This is a genomic window from Lolliginicoccus lacisalsi (assembly GCF_014841105.1).
In the GTDB taxonomy this organism is placed as follows: domain Bacteria; phylum Actinomycetota; class Actinomycetes; order Mycobacteriales; family Mycobacteriaceae; genus Lolliginicoccus; species Lolliginicoccus lacisalsi.
This window is the reverse complement of sequence record NZ_JACYWE010000005.1, coordinates 209,594-228,424: the sequence shown is the minus strand read 5'-3', so window position 1 is coordinate 228,424 and position 18,831 is coordinate 209,594. Positions and strand designations below refer to the sequence as shown.

Genomic DNA, 18,831 nt, shown 5'->3' with positions numbered 1-18,831 from the left:
GCTGAGGGAGGGCCCCGTCACACGGGGATAGGGCCTACGCTCGGATCGGGAGATCGACCGAGAAGCGGGGGCCAGCATGAGCATCGATGTGACTGCCGCGCAGCGCCGCGCCCTCGCCGTGCTGGTCATCGCCCAAGTGCTCAGTGGCGCTGGACTAGCGGCCGGGATCACTGTCGGCGCGCTGCTCGCGCGCGACGTCCTGTCCTCGACCAGTCTCGCCGGGGTTCCCGCGGCACTGTTCACCGTCGGCGCGGCCCTCGCTGCCGTGCTGGTGGGCCGGGCATCGCAGGCCCGCGGGCGCAGGGTAGGCCTCGCGCTCGGCTACGGAGCAGGGGCGATCGGCGCGATCGGGGTCGTTGTCGCATCCGCATTGCCGTCCACGCCCTTGCTGTTCCTGGCGCTGTTCGTCTACGGGGCGGGCATGGCCACCAACCTGCAGGCCCGCTACGCCGGTGCCGATCTCGCCCCCGCGCATCGCAAGGGCCGAGCGGTGAGCATCGTGCTTGTCGCCACCACCCTTGGCGCGGTCGCGGGCCCCAACACTGTCGGCCTCACCGGCCGATTCGCCGCCAGGCTGGGCATCCCGGAGCTCGCGGGGCCATTCCTGCTCGCGGCGGCCGCTTATGGCATAGCTGCGGTCGTGCTGTGGATCTGGTTGCGACCGGATCCGCTGCTGCTCGCCCGCGAGCTACGCCTCGACGACCCCGCCGAGAGTGACGATGCGCCCGGCGCCGTGGTGGCGGACTGGCGGCCAGTGGTGCTGCTCGGCGCGGTGATCATGACGATCACCCAAGCGGTGATGATCGCGATCATGACCATGACGCCCGTGCACATGCAGGATCACGGGCATTCCCTCGGCGCGGCGGGGCTGGTGATCGGCTTCCATGTCGCGGCGATGTATTTGCCATCGCCACTCTCGGGGATGCTGGTCGATCGCTTCGGGCCACGGGTGGTGGCGCTGGCCGCGGCCATCACGATGCTGCTCGCGGGGGCGTCCGCGGCGGCGTTCACCGGCATGGCCGGCCTCACGCTCGCGCTGGTTCTGCTCGGGCTCGGCTGGAACCTTGGCCTCATCAGCGGCACGACCCTGATCACCCAGGCCGCGCCGCTTCAGCAGCGCGCCGCCGTGCAGGGCAACGTGGATCTATCGATCACCCTGGCCGGGGCTGGCGGCGGCTTCGCGTCCGGCATCGTCGTGGCGGCCTCGAGCTACGCGCTGCTCTCCTGGGCGGGGGCGGTTCTGGCGCTGTTGATCATTCCGGTGGTGCTCCGCCGCCGGGCCTCGGCCTGACCTGGCGGGCCCTGACCTGGCGGGCTGCGCCGGGCCCGGCGGGCAGTGGAAACTTTTCCTCCCCAGAGCGGGAAAAGTTTCCAGTCGGGGCGGGCGTTCGGGTGGGCAGTGGCCGCGGGGCGGGCGTTCGGGCGCGCAGAGGCAGTGGGCGGGCAGTGGCCGCGCGCGGGCGTGCAGTCTCGCCGAGGCCGCCCCGCGTCCCCGCTGTGCTAGAGCCATCCCAGGGAAGGTCCTTCGGGAAGGGACTAATGACATCGGTCAAATAGGGCAAAATGACCACCGATCTGGGGGCAGTTGATTCCTAAACTTGTGTTGCAAATCACGCTAGTCTTGTGGGGCGGGTACACCACAAGCCGCGCTCCTCACCTTCGGGATCATCGACGATCCCGCCCAAGCATCCGGAGAGAATCCATGCGTACATCCCTCAAGGCCGGAATCGCCGCACTCGGTGCCGTCGCAGTCATCGTTCCTGGCAGCCTTGCTCACGCGCAGCTCGACAGTGGCGTCACCATCGTCACCGCGGAGCTCCTCGCCGGAGCGCTGACCATCGTGCCCCCGGCGGCTGCCGTCATCTCGCCCGCGCTGGATCAGCTCTCCGCGAGCGGCCAGGTGCTTGCCGTGACCGTCAGCGACCTCAGGCTCTCCAACGCCGGCTGGACAACAACGGCCGTGATCACTGACTTCACCGACCTCGCCTCGAACACAATCCCCGCGAGCAACACCACTTGCACCCCGGCCAGTGCGGTCACCACCGGTTCCGTCACCGTCACGCCGTCGGGCGCCGTCGTCATCGACACCGCCCAGAACGTCCAGACCGCCACGGCTTCGGGCGCCAACACCGCCATCTGGGACGCCACCCTCGACCTCGACACCACGGGCGCGGTCGCGGGCGTGTACACCGCCACGCTCACCCACTCAGTATTCTGATCCACCCCGAGCGAATCGAGATAGTGACGTGCGTCGTCTCCTTCCACTCGTGATCGCGGCGGCGCTGCTCGCACCGGTGTCGGCTGTCCATGCGCAGCCGGCGCCGGAGCCCGGTCCCATCGACGATCCCGGACTCGGAATCCGGCTCATGGAAGTGCCCCTGCACCTCCAGGACGACCCTCGCGCCCAGGTCTACGTGATTGACAACATCGAGGCCGGGGATTCGTTCGACCGCCGCCTCGAGATCTCCAACCGGACCGGCACCACCCAGGACGTGGACCTCTACGTAGGGGCCGCGGATGTCGACGCCCAGGATGGGTTCAAGGTCGCGGACGGGGCCGGGGCCAACGAGCTCACCGAATGGACCGAGCTCGACACCAGCGAAGTCACCCTCGAAGACCGCGAGAACGCCGAGATCGTGCTCAGCGTCGACGTCCCGGAAGGTACCGAGGACGGAGAACGCTACGGCGTGGTCTGGGCCGAGATGACCAGCGGCGAACCCGATGAGGGTGGCGCAGTCGTCGTCAACCGCGTGGGGGTACGGATCTACCTCGCGATCGGCGACTCCGATGCGCTTCCCGCTGACTTCGCCATCACGGGCATGACCCCGCGCCGCACCGCCGAGGGAGTGGCCGAGCTCGTCGTCGACATCGACAACACCGGAGGGCGGGCCGTCGACATCACCGGTTCGCTCGACCTCACCGAGGGGCCCGGCGGCATCCGTCTCGACACCGTCCGATCCAACCAGGTCACTGTGCCCGCAGGGGAGCCAGGGCAAGCAGTCTTCGCCCTGTCCGAAACCTTGCCGAACGGCCCCTGGCAAGCCAACGTCACCCTCGCCAGTGGACTGCTCGAGCGCACCACCAGCGCCCAGGTGACCTTCCCTGACACAGGAGTCGGGGATTCCGTAGGCGCCGAGCAAGAAACCCAGCGCACCTGGTGGTGGATCCTTCTGGCCATCGCTGTGCTGGCCTTGCTCGCCGCGATCATTATTATCCGCCAACGAAGCCGGAATCCCTGATGAACCCTCGACGCCGCACTGTGGTTTGGGCGATGTGCGGCGCCAGCATCCTCGCTGGCGCTGCTCTCGCCCCCGCGGGCCACGCGCAACCCACCCCCACGACTCCCGAATGCACGACCGAGTCCGACACGCAGGATTGCGTGGTCGAGAATGGCGGCGCGGCAGTGCCCCCCGTCGCGCCCACGACCACCACGCCTCCAGCAACGACGCCCGAGCCCGAGCCCCCGCCCCCGGAGCCCGAGCCCGAGCCTGTGGTTGTCACGACGGAAGCGCCTCCACCCGAGCCCGAGCCGGAACCGCCGGCCCCGGACCCCGAGCCGGAGCCTGCCATCATTGATCCGGTGACGACCGAGCCTGCGCCTCCGGCCCCCGAGCCCGTGGATGTGCCCGAACCCGAGTCGCTGGTCGACGAGGCGCCGCAGGAGGACACCCCACCGGCGGCATTGCTGACAGAGGATCCAGCGCCCGAGGATCCAGCGCCCGAGGGTTCCGATACGGACGAGCCAGCCGCGGACGAGGGAACCGAGGAACTCCCCGACGGTGATACGTCCGAGGAGCCTGCTGCCGCCACCGAGGAGGCCTCGGAGGAGTCGGCTGCCGAGGACGAGGAGACCACGGAGGAGTCCACGGAGGGATCGCCCGAGGACGAAGCCACGGTCGACGAAGCCACGGTCGACGAAGCCACGGACGAGGAAGCCACGGACGAGGACGAAGCCAGCGAAGAGGACGAAGCCACCGAGGCGGGCATGCTGACCATCGCTGTGCCTGGCAACCTGGTTCTCGCGCAGCAGGGCGAAGGGGCAGTGCGTCGTGGCGCGATGAGCGTGCAGGTCCTTGATACGCGAGCGGAGAGCCCCGGGTGGACCGCGTTCGCCTCGATGTCCGCGTTCTCGGGCGAATCCACGGGGACCGTGCTGGTTCCGCGGTCGGTGCGCTACAGGGCGAGCGACACGGAATGCAGCTCATCGACCGGGCGGCAAGTCCTCGGCGATGACGAGGTGCGGGTGCAAGTGGCCGAGGGGCCGTGCAGTGCCACCTGGGTCGCTGATATCGAGGTGGTGTTCCCCGGCAGCGGGGTGGTCTCGGATCGGTACGCGACGGCGATCACGCACTCGGTTTACTAGCTCGGCGAGGAGCATGTTCGGCTCGATATCGACCGCTTTGGTCGCAAAAGCACGGGAAATCATCAAACGCGATAGAAGCCACCTGGGTTCTTCAGCAGCTTCTATCGCGTTTGCGGCTGCGACCGGGAAACTGCCCCCATATCTTCCAGGGCCACATCTCCCAGGGCAGCGCGGAAGATTCTCGGTGCAGCACGGCACGCCTTCCGCTCTGATGGGTCTTTACGGTCGCCGCTAGTTTCCGAGGGAGCCGAGATCGAGGCAGATCGACCCGAGGTCGAATCCGCCGCAGGTGTCGGGCCCGGGGGCTGCCTCGGTGTAGGTGATGGTCACGCTCGGGGTGTCGCCGGTCAGGGTGGGGGTGCCGCCGAAGGACGAGCCGCCGCCTCCTCCGCCGCCGCCCGAGTAGGCGTTGCCCGTGCCCGCGCCGCCCCCGCCGCCCGCGTATCCGCCGCCCCCGCCGCCGCCGCACACAGATCCGTTGGCGCCTGCCCCGCCGACGCCCCCCACACCGGGGGCTCCGCCGTAGAAGCCCGTGCCGCCGGCGCCGGGGACCATGCCAACTCCGGGCGCCCCGCCCCCGCCGCCGTTCGTGCCGTCGCCGCCGGCCGCGCCCGCCGCCCCGCCGTCTCCGCCCGAGGGCATGGAGCCGCCGAAATTCAGGGCCCCGCCCCCACCGCCACCCCCGCCTGCCACCACGACCGGGGCAATCCCGCGCAATACGCTGGAGGCTCCGCCACCGCCACCACCGCTGGCCGAGCCGCCGCAGGAGCTGGCGCCCCCGCCGCCGAACCCGCCGCCCACGCCCCCGCCGCCGGTCGCGGTCACTCCGTTGCCGGCGACCGTGACGGTGAGCGACTCGCCGGGGGCGGCCATCACCGCGTCGGCCTGCACGCGTGCGCCCTGCCCGCCCTGTCCAGCGGTGGTGTCGGCGCCGTTGGCAAAACCGCCGCCCCCGGCACCGCCGGTGGCGGTGATGTCGAGGCTGGTGACTCCTGCGGGCACGGTGAAGGTGTGGCTGCCGCCGGTGTCGCCCGCGAAGCTGTAGACGCAGGTGATCGTGCCGGTGCCCTGGCCTGTGCAGGCCTCATCGGCCGAGGCGGTGCCGGGCATGGCGAGCGCGAGCCCGGCCGAGGCGAGGGCGGCCGCGGAAGCCAGAGCGAGCGGACTCCGGGGTTGTGGTCGGGCGGGTGCGGGCATGGGTGTACTCCTTCGAATGAGGGGGAATCTCTAGTGAGGGGGGGAACTGCTGTACCGCTAGCTAAAAGTTCCACACTGGGAATAGCAATCGACATGAAATGCCAACTTCTTTCCGAAAATGCGGCTGTCCGGCCCCCCGCTAGCGTGCGTGCGCGCTGAAGCAGCGAATCGCGGGCTCGCTCAACTGGTCGCCCAGGCCGGGCGCCCCAATCCGGCGGGCGCCCCGAACCAGCAAGCGCCCGCTAGCTCTTGCCGTGCAACCAGCCGATGCCGAGCGTGTCGATGCAGCGCAGCGCCAGCCCGAGGTCGGCATGGTCGCCGTCGTGCGCGGCGCCGAGCTCGGTGAATGCTTGCTCGATGCGGTAGCGGACCGTGTTCTTGTGCACCTGGAGGGTGCGAGCGGCGTCGGTTGGGCTGCCGCCGCTCCGGATGTAGGCCGCGACGGTGTCGCGCAGCCGCGCAGCATGCTCGGTGGGCTCGGCGAGCGGTCCCAGCGTGCGGGCGAGGAATTCGCGCAAGGCGTCGGCGTCACGGCCGAGCAGGTACGGGATCTCCACCTGGCGGTAGAGAGTGCAGGCGCGAGCGTTGGTGGAGACGGACGCGATTTGCTGGGCGGCGACGGCGTCACGATGGCTCTGCCGGAAACCGGCGCTGCCGCGCGCGGCGGAACCGACGGCGATGCGTGTCCCCGCGGGAAGACTGATGCTGGCAATGGCGTCGGTGCTCGCTGGCTGGTCGGTGGCGATCCAGGCCCAGTGCCCGCGTGCCCCGGACGGTAGCGAGAGGAATCGTCCTCGGGAGTCGAGCGCGCGGGCCGCGTGCCGGATGACCTGCTCGCGGTGCCCGAGGGCCTCGGTGTCGTCGGTGTCGCTCCACAGGATCAGGGCGGTGTGCCAGGGGCGCAGGGGGTAGGCGAGCCGGGTGGACGCGGTGTCGATGGGAATGGTGGCGCCCTCGAGCAGGGCGTGGATGGTGTCGGCCCGGCGCGCGGTGGCGCCGCGCTCGAGGGTGGCGCGCTCGCTCGTGTAGGCGGCGAGCAGGACGTCGGTGGAGAGCTCGAGCCAGGTGATCGCGGATTCCCAGAAGCTAACGAGGGCGCGCATCTTGGTCTCGGCGTCCACGGGCACCGACTGCACGATCTCGGTGAGGATGTTGATCGCGGTGGTGCGCCCAGTTCCGTAGACGCGCAGCAGCACCTTGACGTCCATGCCGCGGCGGGCGACGGTCCGGGCGAGCGCTACTGCTGCTGGCGGGGGCTGGTACTCGGCCTGCTCGTTGGCGATGGCGGCGATGAAAGCGCGCACCTGGCCGCGGGTGCTGGCGTCGAGGTCGCGGCGGAGCTCATCGTCTTCGCGCAGCTCGGGGAGGGCGGCGAGGATGTCGTTGTTGACGCGTTCGACCATGGCGTCGAGCGCGGCCGGGCGCAGCACATCGGAGGTGAGGCGGGAGATCCAATCGGCGAGCTGATCCTCGGCCATCACACGTCCTCCTGCCCACCAGTGTTGTATCCAGAATACAAATCCTGGCGGAAAGTTGGGTGTGAAAAGCCTAGTTGCGAAGTCGCCGAGAGGAGCACAGTGGTAGCTACAACGCGGAATTCTCGATCAACTCGATCAAGGAGCATCATGAGCAAGCCACTGAACGGGCACGTCGTCGCCATCACCGGGGGAGCACGAGGCATCGGGCTGGCCACGGCCACTCATCTCGCTGCGCTCGGCGCGAAGGTCGTCATCGGCGACATCGATGAGGCCGAGCTCCCGAATGCCTCCCTGGCCTCCGGCGCCGTCGCCCACGCCCGGGTGGATGTGACCGATCGGGATTCGTTCGCCGCGTTCCTCGATCTCGTCGAGCGCGAGGCCGGACCACTGACGGTGCTGGTCAACAACGCCGGCATCATGCCCGTGGGACGGGTCATCGATGAGCCGGAGCACATCGCGCGGCGCATGGTCGAGATCAACGTCCTTGGTGTCATCACGGGCACCAAGCTCGCCCTCGAGCGCATGCTGCCGCGCCGGTCCGGCCACATCATCAACATCGCCTCCCTGGCGGGCGAGTACCAGTTCCCCGGCCTCGCCACCTATTGCGCCACCAAGCATGCCGTGCTCGGTTTCACCGACACGGTGCGCAAGGAGGTCCGTGACGACGGCATCAGCGTGTGCGCGGTGCTGCCCACCTTGACCAATACGCAGCTCGGCTCGGGCGCCTCCGGCATCCGCGGTGTCCGCGTCCCCGAGCCCGAGGAGATCGCCGCCGCGATCGAGCGGCAGATCCGCAAGCCTGTGCCGCGGCTGCGGGTGACCCGCCTCGCGGGCGTGCTCGTGCAGTCGCAGCACTACCTGCCCCCGTTCGTCTATGAGGCGATCAGCCGGGTCCTCCGCGCGGAGACGATGTTCATCAGCGGGATCGATGCGAACGTGCGCCGCGTGTACGAGGAGCGCATCCGCAGCAGCTAGCAATCCCAGCTAGCTATTTCCGCCGCGCCCCGCCCGGCCAGCACTACCCCTACCAAGGAGCAACAAACCATGCCCGCACCCACCCAGGAAACGTTCGACCGCCTCGCCGCGCTCGTGGCCATCGATGAGCCCCAGCAGCGCGAGCAGCGCGCCGTGCGCGAGGTCTTCACCGGCCGCGAGCTCGCCACCATCCCCGTCGGCACCGCCGACGATGCCGCCGCCGCGATCAGCAAGGCCCGCGCGGCGCAGCGCGAGTGGGCAGCCCGCCCCGTCGAGGAGCGCGCAGCGATCTTCCGCCGCTACCACCGGCTCGTTCTCGACCATCGCGCCGAGCTGATGGACATGGCGCAGGCCGAGACCGGCAAGGCCCGCGTTGCCGCGCAGGAGGAAGTGCTCGACATCGCGCTGAACGCCCGCTACTACGCGACCCGCGCCCGGCGGCTCCTTGCGCCCCGCCGCGCGCAGGGGCTGTTCCCAGGCCTGACCCGCACCATTGTGAACCATGTCCCCAAGGGCGTCGTGGGAGTCATCTCCCCCTGGAACTACCCGATGACCCTCGCGGTCTCCGATGCGATCCCCGCCCTGATCGCGGGCAACGCGGTCGTGATCAAGCCAGACAGCAGCACCCCCTACTGCGCGCTGGCCTGCGTGGAGCTGCTCTACGAGGCGGGGCTGCCGCGCGAGCTGTTCGCGGTCGTCCCCGGGCCCGGCGCCGTGGTGGGCGGCGAGATCGTGCAACGCTCGGACTACGTCATGTTCACCGGTTCCACCGCCACCGGCCGGACCCTCGCGACCCAGGCCGCCGAGCGCCTGATCGGCTTCTCCGCGGAGCTGGGTGGCAAGAACGCCATGATCGTCGCCCAGGGCGCGGATCTTCGCGCGGTGGCGCAGGCAGCGACCCGCGCTTGCTTCTCCAACGCCGGGCAGCTGTGCATCTCCATCGAGCGCATCTATGTCGAGGAGGGCGTCGCCGACGAGTTCACCAAGGCCTTCGCCGATGCGGTGGCGGGCATGCGGCTCGGCGCGGAGTACGAGTTCGGCCCCGCCATGGGCAGCCTGGTCTCGCAGGCGCAGCTCGATACCGTGCAGGAGCATGTGCGCGACGCGCTCAACAAGGGCGCGGCCGTGGTGGCTGGCGGGCAGCATCGCCCCGATCTCGGCCCGTTCTTCCACGAGCCCACCGTCCTCACGGGCGTCACCGAGGAAATGACCTGCTACGCCGAGGAGACCTTCGGCCCGCTCGTGTCCATCTATCCGGTGGCGAGCGTCGATGAGGCGATCGAGCGCGCCAACTCCACCGAGTATGGCCTCAATGCCAGTGTGTGGGCGGCAACGGCCAAGGAGGGCGAGGCCATCGCGCGCCGCGTCCACGCGGGCACTGTCAACGTCAACGAGGGCTACGGCCCGGCGTTCGGTAGCACCGATGCCCCCATGGGTGGAATGGGCGCCTCCGGGATGGGCCGCCGTCACGGCGCGGACGGGTTGCTCAAGTACACCGAGTCGCAGACCGTGGCCACGCAGCGTCTGATCGACCTCGGCGGACCGTCCTGGTTGCCCGACGCCGCCTGGAATGCCGTGCTGCCCCACGCGGTGCGGGCGATGGCGCTGCTGCCCGGGCGGTAGGCGGCAGGCCCGGCTCCGCGAGCCGACCGGCCAGCGGCAGAAGCACTGGAAACCGTCAAACGCGATAGAAGCCAACCTGGATTCTCCACGGCTTCTATCGCGTTTGCGGTCGTGCTGCCCCGCGGTGGTGCTGCCCCGAGGTGGTGCTGCCCCGAGGTCGTGCTGCCCCGAGGTCGTGCTATCCCGCGGTTGTCTAGTCGAGGTTGTGCAGGGCGAAGAAACCGATCTTGTGATACCGGCCGGAGACGCGGAACAGGATCTTGCCCAGGTAGACCCCGGGCACGAGCTCCACGAGCTCGTCGCGAACGCTGCGGATGAGCAACCTGGGGTTGGTCTCCACGGACTTGTAGTCGATGACCAGCACATCCTGCTCGCCACCTTCCTTGTCGCGGCTGGCCTCGACATGGGTGGTGAAGTCGAACGCGAGCTTGCCGTCCTCGGTCTGCGTCATCGAGTACAGCGGCCACAGCAGGCGAAGGGGCATCGACGCGCGCGACGCGATGCGATTGGCGCCCTTGCCCTCGGCGTCGAACCGCTTGCCCTCCCAGGGCATCCACAGGTCGGTGACGGCGGTGACGGTGCGGTCGAGGATTGGCATGGTGGTGGTCATGACGAGCAGGCCCTCGGTCTGTCCCTCGAGCTTGCGCGGCGGCGAGCTGGCTCGGAACATCGACTCGAGCGCGGCCGCGGCCTTGTCGTACTCGCGCAGCTCGCTATCGCGCATGTCCTTCAGCCACGCCCAGGCCTGCGAGGAGGCCTCCGTCGGGTCCTTCTTCGACAGCGCGCGCAGGTCCTCGAGGCGATCCGCGGGCGCCGAGGTCGTAGTGGTCGTGGGGTCCTCTGTGGGTGCCATGTTCGCTTTCCATCCCTCGTTGGTGAGCCTCGTCACTAGTCTACGGCCCGGATGCGATGTGCAGCGGGGTGTTTTTGCAGTCGTCATCGGCGCGTCGCGGGATCCCCCAGGGGGCGCGGCTAGATCCAGTCGAGCTCGCGACCCAGGATCGCGAACAGCTCCTTGTTGTAGGGCTGGTAGAAGTCGCGCAGGAGCTCCCTGGCCTCGGGATCCTCCGGCGGCGCGTCGATGTTGTTCGTGTTGACCGGCTGCCGGATGGCGGGCTCGTGCTCGGGCAGGCCCAGGAAGCGGAAGATGCTGTTGAGCGTTCCAGGGATGTCGGCGAAGAATTCCTCCGCGCCGATGAAGTGAATGTTCTCCGCCCCGAATCGCTCGATCCACAGCCGCACGGACGGCGCATAGATGCCGGCCTCGAGCGGCGGCAGGCCGACGATGGAGGTGGGAAAGCCGTGCGCGGGGAACACGTCGAGCGCGCGCCGGACGTAGTCACGGTACGAGGTCATGTAGCCACTGAGGTGGCTCTTGCGCCCCGTGGCGAGGAAATCCCACTTGAAGTGCGAGTAGGCACGACGGACGGGGTCGCGGAGCATGATGATGACCTTGCCGTCCGGGCGCTGCGCGTGAAAGCCATCGAGGACTGCGACCTGGTGGAGGCGGGGCTCGAAGTATCCTGCCCGCATCGGGCCGCGGACCGCTTCGAGCTCGGCCACCTCCTTGCGGGTGGGGTAGAAGATGCGCCAGTCGCCGGGGTTCTCGCGATTGGGCTCCTTCGACAGCGGGACGATCATGTTGGGGTGCTGCATGAGGTAGGTGGCGAGCTCTGAGGTGCCGGACTTGATGGCGCCGATGCAGGCGAAGTCAGGCATGATCCGGTCGCCGCCGAGCCGGCGCAGGGCACGGCGCCAGCCGGGCACATAGGAGAAGTAGTGCGGCAGGAACTGGGCCGAGACCGTCATCCGGGCCATTTCCCATATATCGCGCGGAGTGAACTCGCCCCGGTGGCGGATCTCGAGCTCCTTGTCGACGATCCGGTAGCACTCGAGCATGCGGTCATCGTGGGTGAGGGTGGTGCTTGGGTTCGCTGCCATGTGAGGTGTTCGCTATCTGCCTTGTCGCGTGTCGCCTGATCAGCTGTCGTTCGCCGGTCTACTTTTGGCCAGGCTACCCACGCCGGGGGATCGGGCATGGCAGGCGCTGCCGGCGTGTTCCGCCCGGGCGTGGCGAGCTCCGGGCCAGCGCCCCCGGCCTGGAGCTCGCGAATGGCGACAAGCTGCGGCGCATGATGCGCGAGGGCGCGAAAAGCAGGCAATTCCGCTGTGCCCGTTCATGAATACGCGTTAGTGTGGTAAGCGTGCGTGTGACAGGAGTGTCAGATGATGCGCTCGCCGAGGCCGGCGAGACGCTGACCGACACCATCGATCGCTGGATCGACAAGCTCACCGCGCACGCGACCGGGTCGCCAGCCCCCGGCACGCCCCGGTGGCTGCGGCTCTGGAACGCCCGCGAGACGGGCGAGGGCGCCGCATGGTGGCGGCAGCAACTGCTCGCGCGCATCGCCATCGCCGACATCGCGGGAGTGGACCCCGCGCCCTACATCGCCCAGGCCCGCGCGCAGGGGATCGACGCCGCCGAGATCCGCATCGCCCGCAATGCGCGCGCGCCGCATGCCACCCGGGGCGCCACCGGCAGCCGTCGCCGCCGCGGCAGCAGCGCCGACCAGCTCGCGATCTTCTAGAGGCGCGCGGCGCGGGTATGGTCGACAGGACCACCAGCATGCAGGAGGTCCCCCGCATGGCCCCAGCTCACCGGGACGAGCGCGCCATCCCGATCCGCGACGCCTCAACGATCATTCTCGTCCGCGACATGCCGGGCGAGACCGATGGCGACGAGGCCCCAGGCGGAATCGAGGTCTTCCTGCAGCGGCGATCCCGGACCATGCCCTTCGCCCCCGGCATGACCGTGTTTCCCGGCGGCGGCGTGGATCCGACCGATCACACGGCGGCGCTCGCCTGGCACGGACCCGCGCCCGAGTACTGGGCGAGCGCGTTCGGCACCGGTGAGCCAACAGCGCGAGCCCTGGTGGTGGCCGCGATCCGCGAGCTCTACGAGGAATGCGGCGTCCTGCTCGCCAGCCACCTCGACGGCAGCATCGTCACCACCCAATGGATATCCGCGACGCTCGAGGACGCCCGGTCCGCGCTCGCGGCCCGCTCCGTATCCTTCGCGGAGCTCCTGCGCGAGCATGACCTCACGGTGCGGGCCGATCTCCTCGCCCCGATGGCCAACTGGATCACCCCCACGGGAAACTCGCGACGTTACGACACCCGCTTCTTCCTCGCGAAGCTCCCGCCCGGCCAGCACGCGGATGACCAGACCCCGGAGGCTGATGAGTGCTTCTGGCGCGCGCCCCAGGATGCCCTCGCGGCCTGGAGCCGCGGCGAGGCGATACTGCTGCCGCCGACATGGAGCCAGTTGCGCGCGCTCGCCCGCATCGCATCGAGCAGCGATCTCCCGCTGCCGGCGGACCCTTGCGGCCACGCCTTGCCGATCCCGCCGATCGAGTCCGCGCCGATGGATCACCCGGATGGCTGGCGGCTCGGGTTCCCCGATTGCGATGCCTACTACGCGAGCGTGCCGCCCGGCCTCGGCCGCACGCTGCGCCCCTAGCGCTGGGGGCACCGAAGCTTGTAACGGACTGGTCAAGATCGGCGCTACGAGGCATCATTGAGTCACGCGCACCGCGCGCGCGAGCCGGAGGAACAATCATGAGCACTATCACGATCGCGAGACTGCCGCGCGTCGCCGTCATGGCCGCCGCTGCCACGCTGGTCACAGTGCCGTTCGCGGCGACCGCGTCCGCGCAGGACACTGCCGAGCTCCGCGTCTCGGCGACCAGCGCGATGGGAGCGCCGATCTCCAATGTCTCGGTAAGCATCACCAGTGGTTGCCCGGGATCCGAACCGACGGTCAGCACTTACCGGGTGATCGACCTCGGTGCCACCGGTGACGCCACGGTGCCTGTCGCGCCGGGCTGCTACACGGTGAACCCCATTCGCCACCCCGCGGACTACATGCCCGCCGCCGCGACACCGATCACGGCGATGGTGGGTGAATCGAGCGGCGTTGCAACGGTCCGGTTCGTTCCGTTCATGGAGGGCGCCTACGATCTCGGTGCCGCGATGATCACTCTCGTCAGCCCGGATGGCACCACGCCCGTCGTCAACCGCCCGATCGTCATCCGGCCCTGCGATGGCAGCGGCGCGGAGCTCGTTTCCTCCCCCAGCGACCCCAGCGGGCGCCTCGCCACCATGCTTCCGGCCGGGTGCTGGCACATCATCGAGCCCCCTACGGGAGGGCAATCCACCGGACCGGTCTCGTTCGAGGTCCTCCCCGGCCAGACCGCGCCCGTGCGCCTCGTCGTCAGTTCCTGATCCTCCCAGCCCGGCATCACGCTGGATCAGGCTGGCTTGCCCGGGGCCGAGCGATCCTGGTCCCCGCCAGCAGGAGCAGCACACCGACCAGCAAGAACGCGAGCACGCGATAGATCCCGTCGAGCGCCGCGAGATCGAACATCATTAGCTTGACAACCGTCGCGGCGGCCATCACCACGCCAGCTGCGAGCACTGCGTTGCGCCGCGCACCGACGATCAGCAACGTGATCGCCACCGCCATCCAGAGCACCGTCACCAGCGCATGCCCGGCCACGAATCCCGTGCGACCCCCGACGACCAGGACGCCGAGGGCGACGATCGCGACCATCGAGCCGTACAGCACCGCGCCCGTCGCGAGCAGGCGAAGCAGCACCGGCACCCCCACCGCGCTGGCCACGAGAGCCGCAGCGACCACCAGCAGGGCCCCAGCGGCCACGATCAGCATGCTCGCCCGCTCCGACGCTACCGATGACGACACCAGCAGACCCTGGGAAGCGGTGGCGCCGAGCAGCGCAGTACCTGCGACCAGGAGCAAGGCACCACCGGCCCCCGCCACCGCATCCCGGGAGCGAGACCACCCCAGCAGTACCGCGCAGCCCGCACCGAGCACCACCACGTCCGCGCGGCCCCCGGGAACCCACGACGTGATGGCGAGGATTCCGGCCAGGACACCGATCCCGCCGATGAGCATGCGCGGGCCCCCGCGGATGCCTGGCGCGAGCGCGGCCACGGCCAGCAGCACGGCACCGCTCGCCACGCACACCACCGCGTATGGCCCCGCCGCGAGCAGCTCCCGGGCGAGCAGCAGGGGCAGCGCGGCAGCCGCGATACCCAGCATCGCGGCGCCGTGGTACGCCCGGCCAGCCTCGCGCAGCAGCACGAAACCCGTGCCCACTGCCAGCACGAGGAGGATCGCCGAGAGCGCCACTGCCTGCCACGCGATCGACAATCCCGGTTGGCTGCCCGGCGAATGCATGCCGATCACCAGCGCCAGAACGGGCGGGCCCACGCGGGAGGCCATCAACCAAGGCCACTGCCGGGAACGCTGTGCCGGGAACGTCGCCGCCATCAGGGCCACGAGGAATGCCGCGACGGCAGGCGTGATGCCCCCGGCAACGAATGGTGCCAGCGCCGCGCCCCCGAGTACTACCATGTGCACGAGCCAGCGGGAATCCCACGCCACGGCGAGCTGCGATCCCGCGGATGCCACAGCGAACGCGATGGCGAGCCCCACCACGACGGGAACCAGCTCGTACAGCGCGGTCGCGGCGACGATGTCGAGGTACAGCCCCGCGACGCCGGTCGCGGCCAGCGCCACGATGCCCGCGTTGACCTCATCGCGGCGCGATCGCCACAGCGCCAGGCCCAGCAGGCCCGAGGCAAGAATCGCGCCCGCGACGACGCGTCCGGCCGGTCCGAGCAACCCCGACTGGATGGCCAGCACCAGCAGCAGGGCGACCCCGATCAGGGTGATGGCGGTGCCCGCCGTGGCCAGCACCCTGCCGAGGGTGGCATCCCGCGCCCACCATGGCGTGGCCGCCGGGTGGGGCGAGCGAGTGTCCGCGGTCGATGGCGCACCGCTCGCCGGCAAGGCCGCCGTGGCCGGGGCCGGACCCGTCGCGTGGGCCTCGCGGCGCAGCAACTCCAGCTCATGGCGGGCATAGTCGAGCTGCGTGCTGATCTGGGACAGCCTGGCCGCAAGCACATCCGCGATGTCCCTGTCCGGCGGATCTCTGTGTTCCACGGCTCCATCATCCGCGCACCGCGCGCGGAATGCGCGTCGATCGCGGCTACAGCAGGGCGCGCCGTGCCTCCGCGAGCTGGTAGACCCGCCGGGTCAGCACCTCGGCGAGAACGAACATCAGCAGGGCCGAGAGAATCACCTCGGGCGGCGCGATCGAATCGAACGCGAGCCCCGCGGTGAGGTACATGCCCGCCACGGTGCGGTACGCGACATAGACCACCGCGCCGGGGAAGCGCAGCAGCGCAGCGCCCACGAGGCCGCCCAGCCCCACCGCGATCGCCCCAGCGACCACGGGCAGCGGCAACAGGCCAATGATCGCGTCGCGCGCGTCGGGACCCAGCCGGAGCAGCCCAGCGATATGCAGCAGCTCCACAGCGAGCAAGCATCCGGCGAGCGAATATATGCGCCAGGCCTGCGCTGCATCATCGGGAACGACCAGGGGCACGAGCTGCTCGCGCGCCCGTACCGCGAGCCTGGTGGCGAGGACGAGCACGGCCACCGAAAGTGCAATGCCCACGATGCTGCCGTCGAGCAGATAGCACAGCACGAGGAACAGGCGGAGCGCCACATACGCGTGCGCGGCCCACAACTGGTCGAACAGCACGCACAGCAAAGCTCCCAGGCCGAGCGCATAGGTGACGAGCTCGATGGGCACGAGCCACTGCGCGGCCTCCGCGGGCCAGGCGACCAGCAGCCAGATCGTCAGCCCCGCCTCGATGACGAGAAGCAGCACGGCGAGGGCAGTCGGCCTGCTCCCCGGCGTCGCTGGGAGGTTCGGGCTTGCGGGGCTACGTGCGACCACGGGAGGATCTCCTAGGGGGCGTGCGGTGCGGATGCTTCCTGCAGGACGCGGGCCCCAGGCTATCAAGGTCCTAGCCGGGTAGTGCCGATCGCACGTGTGACCTGCTGCGCGCATGTGGTGGTGCTGACGCTGCTGGCGCTACCCTGGGCGACGAGACAACGTGGGTGTTTGCCGGACTATGAGGCCAGCGGCGCAAAGGCCGGGCTCCGAAGGAATATGACTGTGGGTTCTGAGCACACTAGGGCATCGCGGTCCGCGGCGGGACGCGGCAGGCCGCGGCGCAAGCGGTCGCGGCTGCGCGCCGTCCTGCTAGCAGCGCTTGTCCTGCTCCTGGTACTCGTCATCGTGCCTGTCGGCTACTTCGCGTACAGCTATCGCGAGGCAGAGGTGCCGCGGCCCGAGGCCCTGCGCAACAACCAGATCGCCACGATCGTCGCCGCCGACGATTCCACCGTCCTCGCGCAGGTGGCCCCTCCCGAGGGCAACCGGGTCAACATCACCCTCGACGAGGTGCCCGAGCATGTCCGCGATGCCGTGCTCGCCGCCGAGGATCGCAGCTTCTACGAGAACCCAGGCTTCTCGGTGCGAGGCTTCACGCGCGCCGCTTGGGACAACCTCACCGGCAAGGAGGACGCCGGCGGTGGCTCGACCATCACCCAGCAATTCGTCAAGAACACCGTCGTGGGTTCCGATCGCACGTACTCCCGGAAGTGGCGCGAGCTGGTGCTAGCGGCGCGCATGGCCCGCGAATGGACCAAGGACGATGTCCTCACCGCCTACCTCAACACCATCTACTTCGGGCGCGGGGCCTACGGTGTCGCCACGGCGGCCCAGGCGTACTTCGGCAAGCCCGTCGGCGAGCTCACCCCGCAGGAGGGCGCCCTGCTCGCCGCGGTCATCAACCGCCCCTCGAGCCTCGACTCCAGCGATGACAGCGAGAAGCTCCGCGAGCGCTGGAACTACGTGCTCGACGGCATGACCGCGATGAACGTGCTGCGGCCCTCCGAGCGCAGCTCCATGGAGTTCCCGCAGGTCGTCCCGTTCGAGCAGATCCCTGACCCCAACGATGCGCTCGGCCCCGAGGGCCTCGTCCGTGCCCAGGTTCTCGACGAGCTCGAGCGACTCGGGGTGGACCAGGAACTCATCGACACGCGCGGCGTCCGCATCGTCACCACGATCGACCCGCCCAAGCAGCAGGCAGCCATCGACTCGGTGGCCAATGTCATGGCCGGGGAGCCCGAGAACCTGCGCACAGCGGTCGTCTCCATCGACCCCCGCTCCGGGGCCGTGCGGGCATACTATGGCGGCCCCCAGGGGCAGGGCTATGACTACGCCCAGGCCCCGCTCCAGGCAGGATCGGCGTTCAAGGTGTTCGGCCTCCTCGCCGCGCTCGACCAGGGCATCCCGCTGTCGGCCCGCTACGACAGCTCCCCGGTGACGATCGGCAACCTTCGCATCACCAACGTGGATGGGGCGTCCTGCGGGACCTGCAACATCGCCGAGGCGCTCAAGCGGTCCCTCAACACCAGCTTCTACCGGCTCACCCTTGCCATGGACAACGGCCCGCAGAGCATCGCTGACGCGGCCCATGCGGCCGGCATTCCCGAGAACATCCCCGGCGTGCAGGGCGTATCCCTCACCGAGGACGGCGGCGCCCCGCAGACCGGCATCGTGCTCGGCCAGTACCTCGTTCGCCCCATCGACATGGCCTCGGCCTATGCGACCATCGCCGCTTCCGGGGTGTACCACGAGCCCTACTTCGTGGAGCGCGTCGTCGCCGCCGATGGCGAGGTGCTCTACGAGCGGCCCCGGAGCGAGGGGGAGCAGCGCATCGACGAGGCCGTGGCCGACAACGCCACCCAGGCGATGCTCCCGATCGCCTCCTACTCGCGGGGCAATGGGCTCGCGGGTGGCAGGCCGTCGGCGTCGAAGACCGGGACAACCCAGCTCGGCGACACCGGACTGAACAAGGACGCCTGGATGGTCGGCTACACGCCCTCGCTGTCCACCGCGGTATGGATGGGCACCAACGACTCGGAGCCACTGCTCAACCTGTGGGGCGGCAGCATCTACGGGTCGTCCCTGCCAGCGTCCATCTGGAAGCAGACGATGGACGCCTCGCTGTCGGGCACGGAGATCGAGACCTTCCCGTGGCCCGACCCCATCGCGGGCCAGGCAGGCGTCCCCGTCTACGTCGAGCCGCAGCCCTCCCGGCCCTCGCCCCAGCAACGGCGTTCCGCCCCCGCGCCCGCCCCGGCCCCGGCCCCGCCGCCGATCCAGGTGCCTGAGCTGCCGCCGCTGCCGCAGCTCCGCGAGGTCGAGATCTTCCCGGGCATCCGCATCCCGCTGCCCGTCGGATAGCCCT

Annotated in this window: 16 protein-coding genes; 10 read left to right on the top strand and 6 right to left on the bottom strand. The window is 69.7% G+C overall.

Features of this window, described 5'->3' with window-relative positions:
* Nucleotides 1-76: 76 nt before the first annotated feature.
* From HT102_RS10340 to HT102_RS10325, 4 genes are all read left to right on the top strand, one after another.
* A complete protein-coding gene (locus HT102_RS10340) occupies nucleotides 77-1,291 on the top strand; it encodes an MFS transporter (RefSeq protein WP_192039339.1) in 1,215 nt (404 codons plus the stop codon).
* A 411-nt stretch (nucleotides 1,292-1,702) separates the two neighbouring features.
* Nucleotides 1,703-2,218 carry a WxL domain-containing protein gene (locus HT102_RS10335; protein WP_192039338.1) on the top strand — a complete coding sequence of 172 codons (516 nt, stop codon included), beginning with the start codon at nucleotides 1,703-1,705 and terminating at the stop codon, nucleotides 2,216-2,218.
* 28 nt (nucleotides 2,219-2,246) lie between these two features.
* Nucleotides 2,247-3,239, top strand: a complete 993-nt coding sequence (locus tag HT102_RS10330; RefSeq protein ID WP_192039337.1) for a COG1361 family protein — start codon at nucleotides 2,247-2,249, stop codon at nucleotides 3,237-3,239.
* A 32-nt stretch (nucleotides 3,240-3,271) separates the two neighbouring features.
* Nucleotides 3,272-4,363, top strand: a complete 1,092-nt coding sequence (locus HT102_RS10325) for a hypothetical protein (RefSeq protein ID WP_192039336.1) — start codon at nucleotides 3,272-3,274, stop codon at nucleotides 4,361-4,363.
* Between the two features lie 231 nt (nucleotides 4,364-4,594).
* On the opposite strand, the gene HT102_RS10320 is transcribed toward HT102_RS10325, so the two are convergent.
* Both HT102_RS10320 and HT102_RS10315 read right to left on the bottom strand, forming a co-directional pair.
* Nucleotides 4,595-5,560 (bottom strand): hypothetical protein, encoded by a 966-nt coding sequence (locus HT102_RS10320; RefSeq protein WP_192039335.1) that lies wholly within the window; start codon nucleotides 5,558-5,560, stop codon nucleotides 4,595-4,597.
* Between the two features lie 242 nt (nucleotides 5,561-5,802).
* Nucleotides 5,803-7,038, bottom strand: a complete 1,236-nt coding sequence (locus HT102_RS10315; RefSeq protein WP_192039334.1) for a PucR family transcriptional regulator — start codon at nucleotides 7,036-7,038, stop codon at nucleotides 5,803-5,805.
* A gap of 147 nt (nucleotides 7,039-7,185) precedes the next feature.
* Between HT102_RS10315 and HT102_RS10310 the strand changes: the two genes are divergently transcribed.
* Nucleotides 7,186-8,013, top strand: coding sequence for an SDR family oxidoreductase (locus HT102_RS10310; protein ID WP_192039333.1), 828 nt, complete (start codon nucleotides 7,186-7,188; stop codon nucleotides 8,011-8,013).
* Between the two features lie 15 nt (nucleotides 8,014-8,028).
* Nucleotides 8,029-9,636, top strand: coding sequence for a succinic semialdehyde dehydrogenase (locus tag HT102_RS10305; RefSeq protein ID WP_333473386.1), 1,608 nt, complete (start codon nucleotides 8,029-8,031; stop codon nucleotides 9,634-9,636).
* A gap of 193 nt (nucleotides 9,637-9,829) precedes the next feature.
* On the opposite strand, the gene HT102_RS10300 is transcribed toward HT102_RS10305, so the two are convergent.
* Both HT102_RS10300 and HT102_RS10295 read right to left on the bottom strand, forming a co-directional pair.
* Nucleotides 9,830-10,489: a hypothetical protein gene (locus HT102_RS10300; RefSeq protein WP_192039331.1), complete on the bottom strand. Its 660-nt coding sequence runs from the start codon at nucleotides 10,487-10,489 to the stop codon at nucleotides 9,830-9,832.
* Between the two features lie 119 nt (nucleotides 10,490-10,608).
* Complete coding sequence (locus tag HT102_RS10295) at nucleotides 10,609-11,577, bottom strand: sulfotransferase domain-containing protein (protein ID WP_192039330.1); 969 nt, start codon at nucleotides 11,575-11,577, stop codon at nucleotides 10,609-10,611.
* A gap of 269 nt (nucleotides 11,578-11,846) precedes the next feature.
* Here HT102_RS10295 and HT102_RS10290 point away from each other — a divergent pair, with 269 nt between their 5' ends.
* From HT102_RS10290 to HT102_RS10280, 3 genes are all read left to right on the top strand, one after another.
* Nucleotides 11,847-12,224 carry a hypothetical protein gene (locus tag HT102_RS10290; RefSeq protein ID WP_192039329.1) on the top strand — a complete coding sequence of 126 codons (378 nt, stop codon included), beginning with the start codon at nucleotides 11,847-11,849 and terminating at the stop codon, nucleotides 12,222-12,224.
* A gap of 56 nt (nucleotides 12,225-12,280) precedes the next feature.
* Nucleotides 12,281-13,156 (top strand): NUDIX hydrolase, encoded by an 876-nt coding sequence (locus HT102_RS10285; RefSeq protein ID WP_192039328.1) that lies wholly within the window; start codon nucleotides 12,281-12,283, stop codon nucleotides 13,154-13,156.
* Between the two features lie 98 nt (nucleotides 13,157-13,254).
* Entirely contained in the window at nucleotides 13,255-13,920 is a 666-nt protein-coding gene (locus HT102_RS10280; protein ID WP_192039327.1) for a hypothetical protein, read from the top strand.
* A gap of 16 nt (nucleotides 13,921-13,936) precedes the next feature.
* On the opposite strand, the gene HT102_RS10275 is transcribed toward HT102_RS10280, so the two are convergent.
* Nucleotides 13,937-15,664 (bottom strand): DUF2339 domain-containing protein, encoded by a 1,728-nt coding sequence (locus HT102_RS10275; RefSeq protein ID WP_192039326.1) that lies wholly within the window; start codon nucleotides 15,662-15,664, stop codon nucleotides 13,937-13,939.
* 46 nt (nucleotides 15,665-15,710) lie between these two features.
* Nucleotides 15,711-16,466: a hypothetical protein gene (locus HT102_RS10270; protein ID WP_192039325.1), complete on the bottom strand. Its 756-nt coding sequence runs from the start codon at nucleotides 16,464-16,466 to the stop codon at nucleotides 15,711-15,713.
* Nucleotides 16,467-16,682: 216 nt separating this feature from the next.
* On the opposite strand from HT102_RS10270, the gene HT102_RS10265 reads away from it, so the two are divergent.
* Entirely contained in the window at nucleotides 16,683-18,827 is a 2,145-nt protein-coding gene (locus HT102_RS10265) for a transglycosylase domain-containing protein (RefSeq protein WP_192039324.1), read from the top strand.
* The last annotated feature ends 4 nt before the right edge of the window (nucleotides 18,828-18,831 follow it).

Bases quoted from the DNA above. Each gene is read 5' to 3' on its own strand.
- HT102_RS10340 (WP_192039339.1), top strand. From the start codon at position 77: ATGAGCATCGATGTGACTGCCGCGCAGCGCCGCGCCCTCGCCGTGCTG.
- HT102_RS10335 (WP_192039338.1), top strand. From the start codon at position 1,703: ATGCGTACATCCCTCAAGGCCGGAATCGCCGCACTCGGTGCCGTCGCA.
- HT102_RS10325 (WP_192039336.1), top strand. From the start codon at position 3,272: ATGTGCGGCGCCAGCATCCTCGCTGGCGCTGCTCTCGCCCCCGCGGGC.
- HT102_RS10320 (WP_192039335.1), bottom strand. From the start codon at position 5,560: ATGCCCGCACCCGCCCGACCACAACCCCGGAGTCCGCTCGCTCTGGCT.
- HT102_RS10315 (WP_192039334.1), bottom strand. From the start codon at position 7,038: ATGGCCGAGGATCAGCTCGCCGATTGGATCTCCCGCCTCACCTCCGAT.
- HT102_RS10310 (WP_192039333.1), top strand. From the start codon at position 7,186: ATGAGCAAGCCACTGAACGGGCACGTCGTCGCCATCACCGGGGGAGCA.
- HT102_RS10300 (WP_192039331.1), bottom strand. From the start codon at position 10,489: ATGGCACCCACAGAGGACCCCACGACCACTACGACCTCGGCGCCCGCG.
- HT102_RS10295 (WP_192039330.1), bottom strand. From the start codon at position 11,577: ATGGCAGCGAACCCAAGCACCACCCTCACCCACGATGACCGCATGCTC.
- HT102_RS10285 (WP_192039328.1), top strand. From the start codon at position 12,281: ATGGCCCCAGCTCACCGGGACGAGCGCGCCATCCCGATCCGCGACGCC.
- HT102_RS10280 (WP_192039327.1), top strand. From the start codon at position 13,255: ATGAGCACTATCACGATCGCGAGACTGCCGCGCGTCGCCGTCATGGCC.
- HT102_RS10265 (WP_192039324.1), top strand. From the start codon at position 16,683: ATGACTGTGGGTTCTGAGCACACTAGGGCATCGCGGTCCGCGGCGGGA.